Genomic DNA, 15,804 nt, shown 5'->3' on the forward strand with positions numbered 1-15,804 from the left:
GGCATCAACAAGGATGAGTTCGCGGCTCGCGCCGGCACCGGCCATGTGCCGGCTGCATTGGAAACGCACTGGATCGAGCGCGATGCAAGCGCGATAGCCGCGCACATGAATCTCGACATGACGACAGAGCAGGGCCGAACCGAGGCGTTTAACCGGGCGGCGTCTTTCCATGCCGAAATGATGGATGATCTAACGGAGAAAGTCGAACTCACGCGGTCCGACTGGCAGGAATTGCAACGGATGCGTGAGCAGTTCGACCAAGCGGCCAACCGTGGCCCGGATACGGAGGAAATCGATGCGTGGGACGATATTCGCGGTGTCATGCCGCAAAGAGACGAGTTTACGGCTGAAAAAGCGGCGTTCATCGCTTATGCGCAGAAGTCGCCGCTTCATGCAGAATTGGCATCGCAGGCGCTCGACATCGAGGGACACGACAAGAATTACCCGTTCATAGAGCCAGCATCTTATATTCAGCCGGAAGACCGTGTTCATTTGAACCAGATCGCGACGGAACGCGGTATTCCGCTGGATTTCGATCTTCGGTCAGACCACGCCGAAAATCGGGTCGCGATGTTGAACGCGGTTGAAAACCGCTATTTCGGCATCGTCGCGCAAGAGGAAACCGCCCGCGAAGTGCGGGAACTGGCAGCTAAAGACAGTCTGACTTTCGATGAAAGCCGCAAGCTTATCGATGGGCTGAAGGCGATTGTCGGTGAAACAGGTGTGCGCGATCTTCAGAACGGCAATGTGTCGGAGTTCGTGGAGCACCTGAAGGCGGCAAATATCGAGATCGATCAGCGCGAGGCATACGATATGGGTAAAACCTATGTCGAGGCGATGCGTCAGCACGGTTACAATATGGACGATACCGAAAAGGCCATATTGACCGACAAGGTGCTGTTTGAGTTGCACGAGGAACGCGAACAGCTTGAAGAACAGCGCCAGCTTACCGAGGACACCCGTTCTCACAACCTGAACAGCGACCATAAACTGGGCTTGTGAGGTGAGGACAATGGTTCTGGCTGAAGATCGACGCAAACAGATTATCGGCGCGGCTCTCTTGACCGTATCGGGCGCGCTGTTGGGTTATATACTGGCGCTAATGGTTTTGACCGTCTGGCACAAGAATTGGACTATCGGCGCTTTCTATCTGATTGAAAACTTCCAGTCGCTTTACCGGCTGCATTTTCGCGAATGGCAAGTGTCCGCTGTCGTGATCGTCTTGCCGATGATCGGCGGCTTGCTGTTGAGCACGCGAATGCTCGATTCCGGTTTGACACAATATGGCGTCACCAAGTGGCAGACGATCAGCGACATGAAGCGCAATCGCTTTTTCGCGAACCCGGCCACCGGCTTTCTGCTTGGCAAGACCGGCAAGCCGTCCTCCAAGGGCAAGCTGATCGTTTCGGCCAAGTTTCCGCATTGCCTTCTGGTCGCGCCGACCGGGGCCGGTAAGACGGTGGGCTTCACGATCCCCAATCTTCTGACCTATCTCGGCAGCGCCATTGTTCTGGACGTGAAGGGCGAGTGTTTCGAGAAAACCGCCCGGCATCGAGCGGCGAAGGGGCATAAGGTGCTTCGCTTCGGGCCGACCGAGTATGGCCAGCCGACACACCGCTGGAATCCGTTGAGCCGCATCGAGAAAATGACCAACCCGGCGCAGCGCATGGCGGCGCTTGACAAGCTGGCGACCTTATTTCTTGCCGCGCAAAGCCCGCAGGCTGAAAGCTTCCTGCCGAACAGCCGGGAGGTTTTTGTCAGTTGCGCGCTTTTGGCTTTCGAGCAGGGCAAGTTCAATCTCGGCCATGTGCACAAGCTGGCCTTCAACGGCGAAGGCACCAACAATGATCGCTTTGCAGCTTACGCCAAGGTCGTTCGCGACGGCCATGCACGCGGATTGTTCCAGAAGCTCGCGAATACGGCGTCCGACACGTTGAGCGCCTATCTCTCCATTCTCGATTCTAGCGGCTTTTCGCCGTGGGCCAATCCGCATATCTGCGCGGTGACAGCCGGGAACGATTTCGATTTCGGGGATTTCCGCCGTGCACCGCATACGGTTTATTTCACCGTTACGAGCGAAGATATTCCGACAATCGCGCCACTGGTGCGCATGTTCTTCGCGGAAGCCATCGCCAAACTGCAGGAGAAGGAGCCGGAGCCGGACGAGCCGTTCCCGGTCATGTTCCTGCTCGACGAGTTTCAGCGCCTGGGCAAGATGAAAATCATCGTGGACAGCATTTCGCTGTTGCGCAGCTATGGCGGCAATGTCGCCATTATCACGCAGTCCATTCCCGACCTTGATCGCGTCTATGGTGTCGAGGATCGCAAGGCCATTCAAGCCAGCAGTGGCCTGAAACTCTATCTCACCCCGTCAGAAGAGGACACGGTCGAGGAATTATCGCAATCGGTCGGCACGACGACCAAGAAGGTCACGACCCGCTCAAAGTCCATGAAGGACGGCGTTTTCGGGGCCAATGTCACCGAGCGGACAGAAGAATATCCGTTGCTGACCAAGGATGATGCGCGCCGGTTGCCTTCCGATGAGATCATTATCGTTGTGAATGCGGCCATGCCGATCCGGGCAAAGCGCATTCAGTATTTTGCGGATCGTGAATTGAAGCCCATCTATGACGGCCAAGACCCGAACGCGCCGTTTCCACTTCCTAAGCGGGTCATCACCGAAGCCGATTACGACGAAATCAAAACCGTGGAATCGGTTTCGCAGGCAATCGCGGAGATCGGAGCCGAGCGGGCGAAGCAGGCCGACCGACCGGCAGCAAACATAGACGGGCAAGAGCGCAGGCATTCAGCGGACAAGCGCGCAAGGGTGGCAAAAGCGCAAACGCCGAGACAAGTCAGGAAAGGAGATCCAGTGAAGGATCTCGCCAAGAAAGACGCCGAAAATGTCGAAGCCGTTTGCCTCAAGGTTTCCGGGCTATTCAAGCAGGCCGGGCTTGGCGCATAGGCGGGAAGAATACCCCACGAGAGAAGGCTATATGCGAGTGTCAGGGCAAGGAAAAAACAGAGCGGCGAATATTGCTATTATCAGCAATGCGCCGCCTGTACGGCTCGCCTCATTTGAATCGCTCTTAATATCCGCCTCAGACGACAAGAACCCTACTTCCCATGAATACGGTCATACCGCGCCTGCATCTTGGCAGGGGAATCGGGAAATGACCTCGGCGCTTGAGCGCTGGCTTGCTTTGGCGGCGGGGCATTTGTTGTGCCCGGTGCTGGTCTGGAAATAACATTATAAAGGGTTCTTGCTTGCGAAATAATCTCGTTAGGTTTGATACTTTGAACCATACCAGAAAGGCCATTTACAATAGATGGAATAAAAAAGATGGCAAGAATTAGTATGCTTGCCGTTGCAATAAATGGAATGAACCCAGCAATAGTTTCTATTGGTTGATTTACGGATTTTGAAAGATAACTATAAATTACGTTGTATATCATCCCCAGCAACCCTGCTGTTATGACCGGGTACAATGCGTATGTGATCGCCCCTTGAATCCAGCGAAAGAAATAATCCTTGGTAGTGTCGAATATGTAGCAGGCAATAAACATGGGGGCTATGCAAACAAATACCGAAAACATTACCTTTGAATAGATAATAATCAAGCATCCAAGGCAACCAAGCAAGCTTAACTGCCATGTGATGAGATTGGACATGATCGCACCGGCAAACCAACTTGCCCGTTGTCCTACTTCATTTCCTTTCAGTGCGAGGGTGTTGATCATAGCGTCAATCGCGCCAGCAACGGTATTCGCGCTTGAAGGGGCTGTCATCGTTAAGAGCTTGGCGGCGATTGAATCCATTCCTCCTTGTACAGCTTCCGTTACTTGGCCGAAGTTGTTCCATTTAAAACCGATGATGACGATTGCTGTCAGCTTGACCAAGTGGCCGAGAAATCGGCCAAGAGAAATAGCGTGTATCTGTAGGAACTGATTCAAAATCAGAGCAACTATGGATAGAGTAGCCGCCGCTGCCGCTGTGCCGTTGATGGCCTGAAACACGGCACCAAAGCCGGACGCGGACACGCCTTTGATCAGGGAATCTGCCGACGAAACAAAACCGGTGACAAAAGAATCCATTAGAAAATACCTGCTGTTTTGCAGATTTCGCGAGCCTTCATGATGAGGCTTTGCGATTTCGAACTATATTTTCTAAGGAAAACGTTCGTTTCCGATCCATAAGGGGCGGTAACATCCAAATCTTTAAATTCATTCTCATATATTTTTATTGCCTCGTCCCAAGTGGGATACAGCATTTCGCATGTGCATGTATTTTTGGAAATAACGTTGTTTCCGATGATGGTGTTACGAATATCGCCTAGTACGAAAACGCCGTTTTTTTCTTTATATTTCTCACGGAACCATATCGGAACGTTTGTCCACTTACAGCCTTTGGACGTAATCCCGCTTTCGCCATCTGGTGCCATTTGTGGGCGCGCGAAATCAAAAAATTCTTTCTCGCGCTGCCGGGCGTCCTCCTCGGACGATCCGGCGAAAGCGGGCGCAGTGGCCACGATGACCAGCAAGGCGAGCAGTGCTTTTTTCATGTTAGTGCTTTCCTCTCACACGGTAGATTTCGGCAATGCCTCTTTGCGAGCCATGCCGCCCGGCCTGCACAATCACGTCKATRGTKCKATGAATGTRGGCGCGGAGATTGTCGTAGGTCATGGGAACATCGGCGYGAGCGGCAGCAATCGCTAGTCGATCCAGCGCAAGGTCTGGTGTCTCGGCATGGATGGTTGACATGGARCCGCCGTGGCCGGTGTTGATGGCTTCCAGAAACGTCATCGCCTCTTTGCCCCGGATTTCGCCCACTATGATCCTGTCAGGCCGCATTCGAAGCGACGCTTCAAGCAGCCTATCGGTTGTTCTCGTGTCGCTGTGCCTGTCAGCGATCATTGGGACTGTATTGGGTTGCGTCGGTAACAATTCCTCGGCATCTTCGATTGTAATCAGCCGGTCGGCGGGATCGATCAGGGAGAGGATTTTGCGGAGCGCAACGGTTTTGCCGGTATCGGTGCCGCCTGCGATCAGCACGTTGAGGCGGTTTGCGACACAGAATGAAAGCGTGTTCATGAGGTCGCCCGACGCTATCAGCTCGTCCAGATCGGCAAGGATTTCCTCATGCCGGGCCGATATGGAATGCGATTTTCCATGCAGATAGGTGAGGTTAATCTGGTCGATATTGATCGAAGCAAACAGGCGCAGCGACAATGCAGCTTCGCCCTGGACCGCAGGCGGCAGCAGCCCTTGTGCCCGGACAAGCCGATTGTCGTAAGTTATGGACGCGGAAACGAGCAACTTCTTGTCGCTTGTTTTCGCGTGAGCCTTGCCCGCTATCAACTCAATCAGCTTGTGCGCCTGCCCCTTCCTGAAAGTCAGATCGGCGCGCTGCATGGAAACATCACCGCGCCGCAGGACCCACACCGAACAATCAGGATTCACCGCAATTTCCACCGTCGAAGGATCGCGGAGAAACAGGCCCAAAGGTTTCAACTGTTCGTGCAGATAGTCCATCAAAAGATTTCCAGATCGCGGTCAACGAAGATGGTCACATTCGCGCCCTGATGGACGCCGATCGTTGGGGGCCGATTGAGGTATTCTCCGATCACGCCGCCAAGCGATGACTGCATGTTTTGGGAAATGGCATTGGCAAGCGCTGTGGTTTCATTATAGCCGCCTTTGTCGTCGCTGTTGCTGTTGCGGTTAGTAAGGCTGGCGGTCGCGACCGCCGGAGCAATGCCGATGACGCTGATGAGCGAGGCCGAGCCAAAGCGTTCCAAGAAGTGAGAATCGACCTTGCCGCTCACACCGGCCTGCCCGATTGCGTCAGCGCCATAGGAATTGATTGTCACGGTCTGGTAGTCTGGCAATATCAGACGGTCCCAAATCACCATGACCCGCTTCTGACCGAGCTTGATATTGTCGGAGTAGCGGCCCAATACCTTCGACCCACGCGGTATGAGGACGCGCTGACCATCGACGGAATGAACATCCTCGGTGACAATCGCCCGGATCGCGCCCGGCATATCGGTGTTGATTGCCGTTTCTAACGATGCTTGAACAACGGTTCCCTGCATCACCGTATTGGAAGGATTGGCAACGATTTTAGCCTGTTCTACGGCTGAACGCTTGGCAGAGGCGCGGGCAAATAGTTCATTTTGGCTCAAGCGGCGTTGATCCAATTCGGCACTATCGGGCGTCTGTTTGCCTTCGCCGCTACCACCGCTACCGCCAAGTGGGTCCAGAGGCGATTTTATGCGACGATCCAGAAGCTGTTGCGCAGCCAATCTGCGAGCTTCATCATTATCAACATCTTCGCCGTTCTGGAGGCGGCGTGCATCGAGCTCGTTTTTCAGGCGTTGGAGTTCCAAATCCTTTTGCGAAAGCGTCTGTTCGTAGCCCTCCGAAGCTTCCTTAATTTGGTGCTGCAATTCCGCAACCTGTTCGTTCATGCGATCGATAGCGGCTTGGTCGGTCACGGTTTCGGGCTTGCGGTTTTTCAGTTCCGCAATCAGTTTTTTCATTTCCTCTATCTGCTTGAGCAGTTCCGGGTTCGGGTCTGGTGCACGTGGCGGAACAGGCCGGGCCAGATTGCCGAAGCCGTCGCCGGTTCCCGATACGAAAGACGTGTTTTCGCTTGTCTTCAGGCCGTGTTCATCGTGGCGGGGCCAATAGAGGTAAGTTAGAAACGCGACACTCGCCAGACAGACACCGCCCACCACGGCTATTTTCATAGCCGCTCCCGGTTCGCGGGCATTCTGTTGCCGAGATGCTTGCACATCGGCGGCCAATTCAGCCGCTTTTTCTTCAGGGCTTTTATCGGTCACGACGCGCCTCCGCATGCTGCATACGAACGGGTTGTTCGGGGTTCATTCGTTTCACGACCGTTTCCAGCGAGCCGGAACGGAGGATCCAGAAATTGGATATGCCGGAAACACGAACGACCTTGTTTTCAAGAATGGAACTGTTCACGGTGATTTCGTCACCGGTCAGGGTTTTGAAAATCGCCGGGATCGGTGAGGTGGGGTAGAACTCAAAATAGGTATATACGCCATCATCCCACACGTTCGTCGGAGTTATGGCATTCTTGAGATTTGCTCCGTACCGTCGATAGATGCCCATTGGCTGGACTTTCTTGCTATCCGGTAAGGGGTGGTCCTTGACCGTATAGCCGCCATTAAAACGCACGGTAAAATAGGGCGTGTCGGCGCGTTCGATGACATTAAGGTAATAAGCGCGCCGGTTGGTAAACAAGGTAACATTGGTGTTGATGCCACGCGTCACCGGCTTGATGGCGACGACGCGGCCTCCCGGAATACTTTGGAACTGCAAGGATTCCGTGTCACCGGCGACAACGTTATTGAGGGTTTCGCCCGGCGGAAATTCAATCGTGGTCGCCCGAAGGACGGAGGCATTAATACGGTAGACCTGACCGTCAACATAGGTTGCGTCACGAACCCGCTTGTCAAGATTGTTCGACGGTGGCACCGCTTCGGCGCTTGCCAGCGTCGGCACAAGGCACATCATACCTGCAATGAACAGTTTTCGCATTACCGCGCCCCTCCATCATTCTCTTGATATTGTTGTGGCGCAGCGCGGTAGTTTGTGACGATGAAGCCAAATGGATTTTTCCAGACGGCTTCAAGGCTGTCGCGCCTGGCAGGTGTCAGCTGGTATTCGACAGTGACGAGGAAAGCGCCGTCCGATGAACCTTCGACAGCAGTCAGGCGTTTACGGATTTGCACTTGAGCGCGATTGTCGGAAAGCAGATTGATGCTGGATATGGCAACATCAATGCGCGATTTGTTGCCGTATTGCTTGGGGAGACTGTCGGGGTTCTGACTGTCCCAAAGAGCGCGCAGGCTTTCCAGTGCAGCTCCGGTTGAGCGCTGCCGCACGGATTCAATCCGCAGATCATTATCAAAAAAGTTGTAACTCTCCCGATCCTGCACATAGGCGTAGACGAGGGATTCAATAATTGCGTCAGTCTGCTTTGTGGAAATGGAGGTAATTTTCGTGTCGGGCAGAACAACACCATTGCGCACGTCATAGGGAACGAGTTCGGGCGCTGGCTTGTCCACGAATATAGCAACAGCTCCGGTTGTCAGGCATCCGATAATCCCGAAGGTCAAGCCCACATAGGCAATGCGCCGCCAGCGCTTTTCCCGGTCCAACGCGCCGAAAATCAGTTCTTCCTCAAGCGCGGCTCCAATTTTTGCCATTGGCTGTACTCTCCGCTTACTCATTGCCAAAGGTGAAGAACTTGCGCTCCTCGGCCCGTTCTGCTGCCGTGATGACGCCACCCTGACCATTATAGGCCGCTTCGACGGATGAAATTTCGAGAGATTTTGCAAGCTGGATAGAGAGTTCGGCCAACATGCGGGTATTGTTGTCGATGGACGCTTTTATGTCGTCGCTATTTTTGGTTTCATCGAGGATCTTGTTGACGCGCTCAAGCGATTGTCCGGCCTCCTTATAGGATTGTTCAGCCGTTGCCGCGAGCGTCGCCCCCGCCGCTGCCTGCTGTGCTGTTCTCTGCTGTACCGGCACATTGGACGAAGACCATTGTTGTAGCGCATTCTGCGACAGGCCAGCCGATTTCAGGCTCTTTTCAATCGTCGCCTGCATTGCCGACGACTTGCCCGCCGTCAGGCTGGACCAGTCACCGCTTGCGCCCGACAGGAAGGTGTTGAGCACGCCGTTCATGTCGCCCTTCAGCAAACCGTTAAGTTCTCCGGGCAATTCCAGCCCGGCAATATTCCGTAGGCCGCTGAACTGCTTATAAATATCCTGCAACTGCGATAATTGCTGCTTAAGGTTGTCGAGATGCTTTTTGGCCTGATCCAGCAAATCTGTCTGGATGCCAGCATCCTTGATCATGACATTAAGCTGGTCTATCGATTTCAGAATATTGGTCTGATCTATGACCGGAACGCCCTGCGCATGGGCCTCGCCTGAACCCATCAATATGACGAATAATCCGGCAAATACCTTGTTTTTAATCTTCATTGTCCCGTTCCTGTAAAATTAAAAAATGCTCTTTCTTCCGCGTGTTCGGCGGCTTCCATCAAGGCTTCAGCGCTGACTAGACGGGCGCGGACAGAAGCCAGTCGCAGACGCAGCGCCATAATCCGGCCCATTTCGGCGCGGGCATAGGAATTGAGCGCCCACGCCTTGGTCGGGTTCTCGTTGCTGCGCATTTGCTGGATTATGTCTTTGAGGCGTTTTGCAATGAGGGCGATTGTTGCCGCGCTGTTGTCGGCGTAATTCATGGCCGCATCGCCGCTCAGGGCGAAGTTAGCCCCGGCTGCAAGCGTCGGTTCAATCGTGCCTTCCGCATCGATGCCGCCAATCTTCGCCAGATACTGGTTATATTTGTTCGGAATGACCACGACATAATTGCGGGTTTCCTTGAACGGAGGAACGCCACCATATTTCTGCACATTGCCGGGACCGGCATTGTATCCGGCCAGAGCATTGACAATGCTGCCGTTGAACATATTCAACATGCGCGCCAGATAGGTAGCGCCGCCTTTAGCCTGCGCATAAGGATTGGTATAATATTCAGGGTCAACACCCACGTTCTTTGCAGTGCCGGGCATGAGCTGCGTCAATCCATAAGCGCCCACCGGGGATTTGGCGTGGGGGTTGAACCGGCTTTCCTGCCAGATAAGCGCCTGCAGCAAGGCCCGCCATTGCGCTTGCGACAACCCGGCCTTCGAAACCCCGGGCAGGCTGTAAGTGTCCTTCGCCGCCTGAATAATGACTTGTTCGACGGTAAGAGCCGCGTCACCGAACGCCTTTGACGCCGCCGGGTTTTTGTCGTCAGGATTATACAGGTTATCGGCGGACGCCTTTGGATCCCCGGAACCCTTCTCAAGCTCGTCAATGCTGGCTTCGGTGGGCTGTTTCGGCAATGTCCCTGCTTCAATAAGCTTGTCGAGTTCGGCTATGATTTCATCATCATTGCTGTTGATCTTGGCGGATTCCTCCTTTTTGTTGTCTTGCGTCGTCAGGCCCGACAGGTCGCTTTTCAGCTTGTCGATAGCCTTCAAAATTAATGGGCTATCATTGGTGGGAACGCCTTGCGCGAGTGCTGCCGTTGAAGTCAGCAGACCGACAAAAAAGACTGGTCTAGTTAGCCGGTGCAGCATCGGACGCACCCCATAGCTGATCTATCGGCGTAAAATGGCACGTCACAGCGCCCATGGAAAAACAATGCGATTTCGCAGGCTTTACACTGGCGCAGCCAGTAAGAAGGGCCAGAACCGCAAGCGGCAGCATAAATTTAGCCATGAGATTTCCTAGCAATATATTCAGCGAAGGCAGCTTCGCCGGATGGCCCGCCGCCCATAATCGTCAGGTGCTCACCGAGAGCGGAAAGATTGATGTTGACCGCGACCGATTCCGTTTCATTGCGGATCAGAGCAAGCCGCATTCCGGGCGGGGACTGAAGGACCGTGTTCAGTTCGCGGTCGTTCAGATCGATGCTTTCATAATTGATCGGCTTTGCGTTGCGGTTGGGAAGAACAATATGCGTTCTGATAGCTTGGAGCATTCCGGCACCAAGCCGGGAGCCTGTAATCTGTGAAGGAAACTGTGTACAAAGAACCACGACAGCATTGAGCTTTCTCGCTGTTACCAGCCAGTCACCAAGTTTCTTTGCAAAATAGTCTGTGTTCAAAGCGCTCCACGCTTCGTCAACAATGATGAGGGTGGGCTTTTTATCGCGGAGCTTCTTTTCAATCTGGCGGAAAAGATAGCCGAGAATTGCAGTCTTTTCCTTCTCATGGCCGGAATCGATGAGGTTCGTCATATCGAAGGCCATCACTGGATTGTTAAGCGCAAATTCTTCCACTGGATTTTTGCCGAAAACCCACCCGAAGCGGCCATCACCGGCCCATTCCCTGATGCGCTGTTGCAGATCGCCGTCATCATCGACATGGGAAAACAGTTCAACGAACGCGCCGAAATTGCGCAGCTTGTCGGGGGCGTCCGCATTCATATTGATAGCGTCGGTAATGGCCTGCCGCTGTGCGGCACTAAATTTGTGGTCGTCACGATCCAGCAGGGCAATAAGCCAATCCGTCAGCCATGCGCGACCTTCGGCGTCGGTTTCAGCGTAAAGCGGATTCAGGCCGGTGGGCGTATCGGGTGCAATGGTCGTAAACGCACCCTTGAGAGCCTTTACCGCGTTTTCTGTTCCGCGCCTGTAGTCGAAAATGAAAGTCCGGACATTCTGCCGTCGCGCTTGTGCGGTGATGAAGTCAATCAGCACCGTTTTCCCCGAACCCATATCGCCAAACATGGCAGCGTGAGCGGCGGGTGGTTCCGCTCCTGGGCGACTTCTCGGATGGAAGTTGAGCTTATAAAGTCCGCCGTCGAGCGTTGGAAATGCTGTTAGCGGCGCGCTCCACACGACTGAATCACCGTCAAGCCCTGTAGGTGTCCGATGCAGAGAAGCGATGCCCGCAAAAGCGTAATTGGAAATCAGGCCGGTTCTGGACCGAAACTCCTCATTGCCGGGCCATTGTGCGAAATAATGGCCCTTACCCGCAAACGCTTCCGTGATGACTTTTGCGCCAGCTTCTTGTGCTATAGCGCGAATTTCTGCCGACGCTTTATCGAGAGTTGGCGCATCTTCCGCATAAATCGCGACGGTCATGTGGTGATAGCCGAGCCGTTCAAGGCCGCTGGCAATCTTGTTCCGGCCTTCCCGCATCTGTTCCAGATCGGTTTGCGCCGCATCGTTGATGCTGGAACGCTGCGCCAGTACGCGGCGCAGAAGTTCCTTCGCGGCCTCGTCGGGAATTGGCGTGAACGAATTGGTAATGACCACATCAAGGGGGAGCTTCAGACCGTCGAAAATTCCGGCGAAAGTATGCCGGGGATAGCTCTTGATCGTGAATATGCGCCCGATCCTGTTAGAAACGGAACCGCCCGAAATATGCAGTGTCGTACCGCGCAAGGTCGGGCGGTAATTTGCAATCGACCGTGACAGGACAGCGTATTCATCGAGAGGAAAGGCTTTTGTTTCGGTCCCGCAGCCGATGCTTTCCAGAAAGCCGAGAAGTTCGCCACTGCTCGCAGTGAGGACCCGCGCTTGAATGTCCGCGAATGCTGACATCATCAAGCCGGTTAATTCATCGAGGCGAACCACACGTTCGGCAATGTCAGCCCGATAGGCTTCATAACGCGCATTGCTTGCGCTGCCGTCACGCCATTGCCGTATTTTTTCAATGACCCCGCCGACTTTCAAGAGAATTGACGGGCTAGAAATAACAGTGATCGTAATTGTTACGTCGCGGAACGCAGAATTATGGAGATAATCGACCCATTTGCCATCAATTTCGGCAGCAAATTCGTTGCCTGTGATCGTTTCGGGATCATAGTTTATGGGTTTGGAAATCTTATGGACGTAATAACTAAAGCTATCATCATTGTTGCCAATGATCTTGGCGAGAAGGTTCTTTAGCTGGTCTATTTTCTCATCACTTGCAGTTGCCGAGTTCAGGCCATCAAGGCGGAGGCATTGCAACAGTTTACGGTCTTTGGTCTGAATTGTCTTGTCGTCGCCTATCAGGAAGGCATAGGGCAAATAGTCCTCAAACTGTTGCTCGTGGAAAAGCGCCGCCGGATACACTTTTGCACCTGCCGAAGAACGGGCAAAAGCCTTGAAACTCGGGTTTTTCTTGTCGAGGTTATGGCTCATAGGAAGTCCCTCCCCAAATGCCGCTGTTGCGATTGCGGCGGAACTTGTTCAGGATGACAAAGCCAACGAAAAGAAAATTCTGATCCCACTTGGCGCCGATAAACAACAAACAATAAAGAATGACCGAAAAAATCAGGATGTAATAGGTTTGCGTCCACATGAATGTAAGGCCACTAAAGGAAATCCAGATTAGAAATTCATATAGTGGCAGTCCGATTATTGTCGGCTTATGTTGCAAGCCTCGATATATTTCATTCATCTCAAGCATGATACTGTGCCGCCGATAATGAATTGAGTTTCAGGCGGAAAGAACGCGTATCCTTTCCGCCTATCTGTCTTAGGTGGCACCGCTCCAAAGGCTCTTGACGATGGTCGCTGCCGAACCAATGCCGATAATGGCAATCACAACCCAGATAAGCTGACGAAAATCGATGATTCCAAAGAACCAAGTAATAAAACAGGCAATGAAAGCGAGCGTTGCCGCGGTCAGGCCAAGTTTTCCAGTCAATGCGTTGACGATGCTTTGAATAAATTCAGTAATCGGGCTTAGATCAATGTTCGCAGCAAACGATGGTTCAACCATCACAAAGTATATGGCAGCAATGGAAAGCGTCGTTAAAATGGTTTTCGACCACAGATTATCCTTGTGATGCAATTTCTATAACTCCATTTTGTTTGGTGTAGTATTTACGAAGCCGGAAGAATGCCCCAAGGACTTTACGGACATGCTCGCGGGTTTCATCAAATGGCGGTACACCTCTGTATTTGGTGACCGCTTCAGGCCCGGCGTTGTAAGCAGCAATTGCCAAATCCGGGGAACCAAAGGAGTCCAGCAGCCATAAAAGATATTCTGCTGACCCCTTCAGGTTTTCTTGAGGATTGTTTATATCGACATTCAGTAATTTAGCGGTTTCAGGCATTAATTGACCGAGGCCGACCGCTCCAGCCTTGCTTTTGATTTGCGGATTATAAGCGCTTTCAATTTCTATATTGGCGCGGAATAAGGCCAACCATTCAAAATTTGAAACGTTAGCTTTTATTAATGCGCGGTCATCGAAAAATGACTGGGCCGTTATCTCGATGCTGGAAAGGGTTTCTTGTGTAGGCTCAACAGAAGGAGTGCTGGAAAAAGAGCGCTTCTTGAGGTTGGATTTTTTTGGGGAGGATGAAGGGAAACTGCTTGCCGGTTCGCTTTTCGAGACTGGTTCGAGTTCCCCTGTTTCAATGTTTAATTTTAGAACAAGACCGCTGCAATGAGCATTATTTATTAAAAATACACTGAGGGCGGTAGTAAATAGTACCGTCTTTATTGATTTCACAACCGCTTCCCTGCTCTTTCGGTATTCCCAAAACTGGAAAGCTAAACCGCAAGATACTGTTAATTAGTCCGTCACTGGTGAGGAACTCTCGTTTTACAATCTGTTTTCTAACAAGCTTCGATTTTACAAGTGGATGCCATCTTTTTGTGTCATCGCTATAAACATATAAATTCCATACGCCGGTGTATTTTTTTGTATTATTCTTGGTGGCTGCTTTATCGCAGTACACCAGTAGTATGCCGTTCTCTTCATTCGACAGGTCGTTAAAGAATTCCTCTCGAATGTAGTGTCCTACTTCATACTCATGCATTTGTATTCAAGCTCTCTGACAGGGACGGTTGGAATCCGTTGTAGCCAAGAAGCTTGCAAAGTGCCATGAATCTGTCATATTCAATATACGAAGTCAATTGATATATTGGAATGAATGTAGTGAAAATTGGTAGGAATTGTTTTTTATCGACAGTTTGCGGGATTATGGCAATTGCAACTAGTTGGGGAGAGTCCGCGCAGGCATACCCAATTGATTGTGCTATACTTTTATGTATGGCGGGCGGATTTCCAGCGTCTGCTGAGTGTATGGCTGCAAAAGCGGAAGTGATCAGAAGAATTACGCCAATTCCGGTCGAGCCGCCGCTGCAAGTCTGGCGCTGTCCTATGAAAATCGATCCGTCCGTCGCCGCTGCGATCGGCATGTCGGCTAGTCAGATTAACCAAGCTGGATACACGAAGGAAGTTCTGGACATTCAAAATGGGGTAGAGATGTATGATATCACGTACCGTAGACGACGCGACCGGGACGGTGAAACTATTTCGGAATCCACAAAAAAGGGCGTATACGGAAATGACCGCTTCGATTGGGCGAGAGCGAGCTACATCAAAGGGCCGGAATGGTTAGCCGAGGCTACCGGCGGGTATCGCAGTCCCGTCTACGCTTATGGAGGGCGTGACCAGCAAATCAGAAGAAAAGTAGGCGAAGAAAACGCCAACGTTTCAAGCTTCCGGACCATTGTTATGCGCTTCAAGGACTACGAAGGCCGTTATCAGACACAGACTGTCCCCTATTGATGCCGGTTCCGACCATTGCTGCCTCTAATGACGGTGCAGCAGAGGATTTCGAAGGAATCCCAATAAATTGCAATTTCTATTCTGAAACTTGCGGGGTGACTTAGGCAGATTGTGGTGAAGCACCTATGCGCGTATGATTCACGCAAATCACTTGAGATTCGACGGAGATTAATTACGGACACAAAAAAACCGGCACGAAGGCCGGGTTCTTTGAACTAACAGGACGCCAATCCTGCTATTTGGGTCAAAATCCAGTGACCTAAATTTAGTTCTTCCCAAACATTATTGCAAGAGCTTTTGCGCCTTCGCGCCACGGATTTTTTTGTCCTTTTTTACAGGAGCAAAAGACCGTGACGATCCATACCACTGGCTTGAAGATACAAGCCATGCAGCAGCAAGCCATCCGGCTTTGCGCGCAGATGAAGACTATTGCCCAGGTTGACGTGGTCTTCGAGCTGGTCAACAAGCTGGTTTCCATGACTGAGGATCTCGATCCGGTCAGCGGCGCGATCTATGAAACCGTGCTGGAGCGTCGCACCGCGCTTCTAAAGGCACGCGAAGAAAAGGCGCCGCCGCCGCGATCCTATTTCCCCATCCGGCCGAAATCCGATAAAAGCCGAACGCAAGCGGCAACGGGCAAGCGCAATCCCGAGCGATGGGCGCGCAAGCGCCGCCTTGGCGATATGGCCG

At 52.4% G+C, this 15,804-nt stretch carries 18 protein-coding genes; 4 read left to right on the forward strand and 14 right to left on the reverse strand.

Features of this window, described 5'->3' with window-relative positions:
* Together ACTJKP_RS24240 and ACTJKP_RS24245 are read left to right on the forward strand one after the other, a co-directional pair.
* On the forward strand, positions 1 to 1,002 hold a 1,002-nt coding region (locus ACTJKP_RS24240; protein ID WP_440632487.1), incomplete at its 5' end, for a hypothetical protein.
* A gap of 10 nt (positions 1,003 to 1,012) precedes the next feature.
* On the forward strand, positions 1,013 to 2,965 hold the full coding sequence (locus ACTJKP_RS24245) for a type IV secretory system conjugative DNA transfer family protein (protein ID WP_440632488.1): 1,953 nt from the start codon (positions 1,013 to 1,015) through the stop codon (positions 2,963 to 2,965).
* A gap of 152 nt (positions 2,966 to 3,117) precedes the next feature.
* On the opposite strand, the gene ACTJKP_RS24250 is transcribed toward ACTJKP_RS24245, so the two are convergent.
* The 14 genes from ACTJKP_RS24250 to ACTJKP_RS24315 form a co-directional block, all read right to left on the reverse strand.
* On the reverse strand, positions 3,118 to 4,095 hold the full coding sequence (locus ACTJKP_RS24250) for a type IV secretion system protein (protein ID WP_440632489.1): 978 nt from the start codon (positions 4,093 to 4,095) through the stop codon (positions 3,118 to 3,120).
* Positions 4,095 to 4,562: a hypothetical protein gene (locus tag ACTJKP_RS24255; RefSeq protein WP_440632490.1), complete on the reverse strand. Its 468-nt coding sequence runs from the start codon at positions 4,560 to 4,562 to the stop codon at positions 4,095 to 4,097. The genes ACTJKP_RS24250 and ACTJKP_RS24255 overlap by 1 nt, the downstream gene beginning before the upstream one ends.
* A 1-nt stretch (position 4,563) precedes the next feature.
* On the reverse strand, positions 4,564 to 5,532 hold the full coding sequence (locus tag ACTJKP_RS24260) for an ATPase, T2SS/T4P/T4SS family (RefSeq protein ID WP_440632491.1): 969 nt from the start codon (positions 5,530 to 5,532) through the stop codon (positions 4,564 to 4,566).
* Positions 5,532 to 6,845 carry a TrbI/VirB10 family protein gene (locus tag ACTJKP_RS24265; RefSeq protein WP_440632492.1) on the reverse strand — a complete coding sequence of 438 codons (1,314 nt, stop codon included), beginning with the start codon at positions 6,843 to 6,845 and terminating at the stop codon, positions 5,532 to 5,534. The genes ACTJKP_RS24260 and ACTJKP_RS24265 overlap by 1 nt, the downstream gene beginning before the upstream one ends.
* Positions 6,835 to 7,569: a TrbG/VirB9 family P-type conjugative transfer protein gene (locus ACTJKP_RS24270; RefSeq protein ID WP_440632493.1), complete on the reverse strand. Its 735-nt coding sequence runs from the start codon at positions 7,567 to 7,569 to the stop codon at positions 6,835 to 6,837. Before ACTJKP_RS24270 ends, ACTJKP_RS24265 begins: the two co-directional genes overlap by 11 nt.
* Positions 7,569 to 8,240, reverse strand: coding sequence for a virB8 family protein (locus tag ACTJKP_RS24275; RefSeq protein WP_440632494.1), 672 nt, complete (start codon positions 8,238 to 8,240; stop codon positions 7,569 to 7,571). The genes ACTJKP_RS24270 and ACTJKP_RS24275 overlap by 1 nt, the downstream gene beginning before the upstream one ends.
* A 16-nt stretch (positions 8,241 to 8,256) precedes the next feature.
* Positions 8,257 to 9,027 (reverse strand): type IV secretion system protein, encoded by a 771-nt coding sequence (locus ACTJKP_RS24280; protein WP_440632495.1) that lies wholly within the window; start codon positions 9,025 to 9,027, stop codon positions 8,257 to 8,259.
* Positions 9,024 to 10,172: a lytic transglycosylase domain-containing protein gene (locus tag ACTJKP_RS24285; protein ID WP_440632496.1), complete on the reverse strand. Its 1,149-nt coding sequence runs from the start codon at positions 10,170 to 10,172 to the stop codon at positions 9,024 to 9,026. The genes ACTJKP_RS24280 and ACTJKP_RS24285 overlap by 4 nt, the downstream gene beginning before the upstream one ends.
* A complete protein-coding gene (locus ACTJKP_RS24290) occupies positions 10,153 to 10,314 on the reverse strand; it encodes a hypothetical protein (protein ID WP_440632497.1) in 162 nt (53 codons plus the stop codon). Before ACTJKP_RS24290 ends, ACTJKP_RS24285 begins: the two co-directional genes overlap by 20 nt.
* Entirely contained in the window at positions 10,307 to 12,730 is a 2,424-nt protein-coding gene (locus tag ACTJKP_RS24295; RefSeq protein ID WP_440632498.1) for a TraG/VirB4 family ATPase, read from the reverse strand. Before ACTJKP_RS24295 ends, ACTJKP_RS24290 begins: the two co-directional genes overlap by 8 nt.
* The gene (locus ACTJKP_RS24300; protein ID WP_440632499.1) at positions 12,720 to 12,998 is read right to left on the reverse strand and encodes a VirB3 family type IV secretion system protein; all 279 of its coding nucleotides are present in this window, start codon (positions 12,996 to 12,998) and stop codon (positions 12,720 to 12,722) included. Before ACTJKP_RS24300 ends, ACTJKP_RS24295 begins: the two co-directional genes overlap by 11 nt.
* Before the next feature lie 69 nt (positions 12,999 to 13,067).
* Complete coding sequence (locus ACTJKP_RS24305) at positions 13,068 to 13,385, reverse strand: TrbC/VirB2 family protein (RefSeq protein WP_440632500.1); 318 nt, start codon at positions 13,383 to 13,385, stop codon at positions 13,068 to 13,070.
* A complete protein-coding gene (locus ACTJKP_RS24310) occupies positions 13,369 to 14,049 on the reverse strand; it encodes a lytic transglycosylase domain-containing protein (RefSeq protein ID WP_440632501.1) in 681 nt (226 codons plus the stop codon). The genes ACTJKP_RS24305 and ACTJKP_RS24310 overlap by 17 nt, the downstream gene beginning before the upstream one ends.
* Positions 13,991 to 14,359 (reverse strand): hypothetical protein, encoded by a 369-nt coding sequence (locus ACTJKP_RS24315; protein ID WP_440632502.1) that lies wholly within the window; start codon positions 14,357 to 14,359, stop codon positions 13,991 to 13,993. Before ACTJKP_RS24315 ends, ACTJKP_RS24310 begins: the two co-directional genes overlap by 59 nt.
* 266 nt (positions 14,360 to 14,625) lie before the next feature.
* On the opposite strand from ACTJKP_RS24315, the gene ACTJKP_RS24320 reads away from it, so the two are divergent.
* Positions 14,626 to 15,114 (forward strand): hypothetical protein, encoded by a 489-nt coding sequence (locus ACTJKP_RS24320; RefSeq protein WP_440632503.1) that lies wholly within the window; start codon positions 14,626 to 14,628, stop codon positions 15,112 to 15,114.
* 350 nt (positions 15,115 to 15,464) lie between these two features.
* The coding region (locus ACTJKP_RS24325; RefSeq protein WP_440632504.1) for a hypothetical protein at positions 15,465 to 15,804 on the forward strand (340 nt) is incomplete at its 3' end.

Source organism: Brucella sp. 22210, from assembly GCF_052045675.1.
GTDB lineage: Bacteria > Pseudomonadota > Alphaproteobacteria > Rhizobiales > Rhizobiaceae > Brucella.

Bases quoted from the DNA above. Each gene is read 5' to 3' on its own strand.
- ACTJKP_RS24295 (WP_440632498.1), bottom strand. From the start codon at position 12,730: ATGAGCCATAACCTCGACAAGAAAAACCCGAGTTTCAAGGCTTTTGCC.
- ACTJKP_RS24280 (WP_440632495.1), bottom strand. From the start codon at position 9,027: ATGAAGATTAAAAACAAGGTATTTGCCGGATTATTCGTCATATTGATG.
- ACTJKP_RS24255 (WP_440632490.1), bottom strand. From the start codon at position 4,562: ATGAAAAAAGCACTGCTCGCCTTGCTGGTCATCGTGGCCACTGCGCCC.
- ACTJKP_RS24275 (WP_440632494.1), bottom strand. From the start codon at position 8,240: ATGGCAAAAATTGGAGCCGCGCTTGAGGAAGAACTGATTTTCGGCGCG.
- ACTJKP_RS24290 (WP_440632497.1), bottom strand. From the start codon at position 10,314: ATGGCTAAATTTATGCTGCCGCTTGCGGTTCTGGCCCTTCTTACTGGC.
- ACTJKP_RS24285 (WP_440632496.1), bottom strand. From the start codon at position 10,172: ATGCTGCACCGGCTAACTAGACCAGTCTTTTTTGTCGGTCTGCTGACT.
- ACTJKP_RS24300 (WP_440632499.1), bottom strand. From the start codon at position 12,998: ATGCTTGAGATGAATGAAATATATCGAGGCTTGCAACATAAGCCGACA.
- ACTJKP_RS24245 (WP_440632488.1), top strand. From the start codon at position 1,013: ATGGTTCTGGCTGAAGATCGACGCAAACAGATTATCGGCGCGGCTCTC.
- ACTJKP_RS24270 (WP_440632493.1), bottom strand. From the start codon at position 7,569: ATGCGAAAACTGTTCATTGCAGGTATGATGTGCCTTGTGCCGACGCTG.
- ACTJKP_RS24320 (WP_440632503.1), top strand. From the start codon at position 14,626: ATGGCTGCAAAAGCGGAAGTGATCAGAAGAATTACGCCAATTCCGGTC.
- ACTJKP_RS24315 (WP_440632502.1), bottom strand. From the start codon at position 14,359: ATGCATGAGTATGAAGTAGGACACTACATTCGAGAGGAATTCTTTAAC.
- ACTJKP_RS24250 (WP_440632489.1), bottom strand. From the start codon at position 4,095: ATGGATTCTTTTGTCACCGGTTTTGTTTCGTCGGCAGATTCCCTGATC.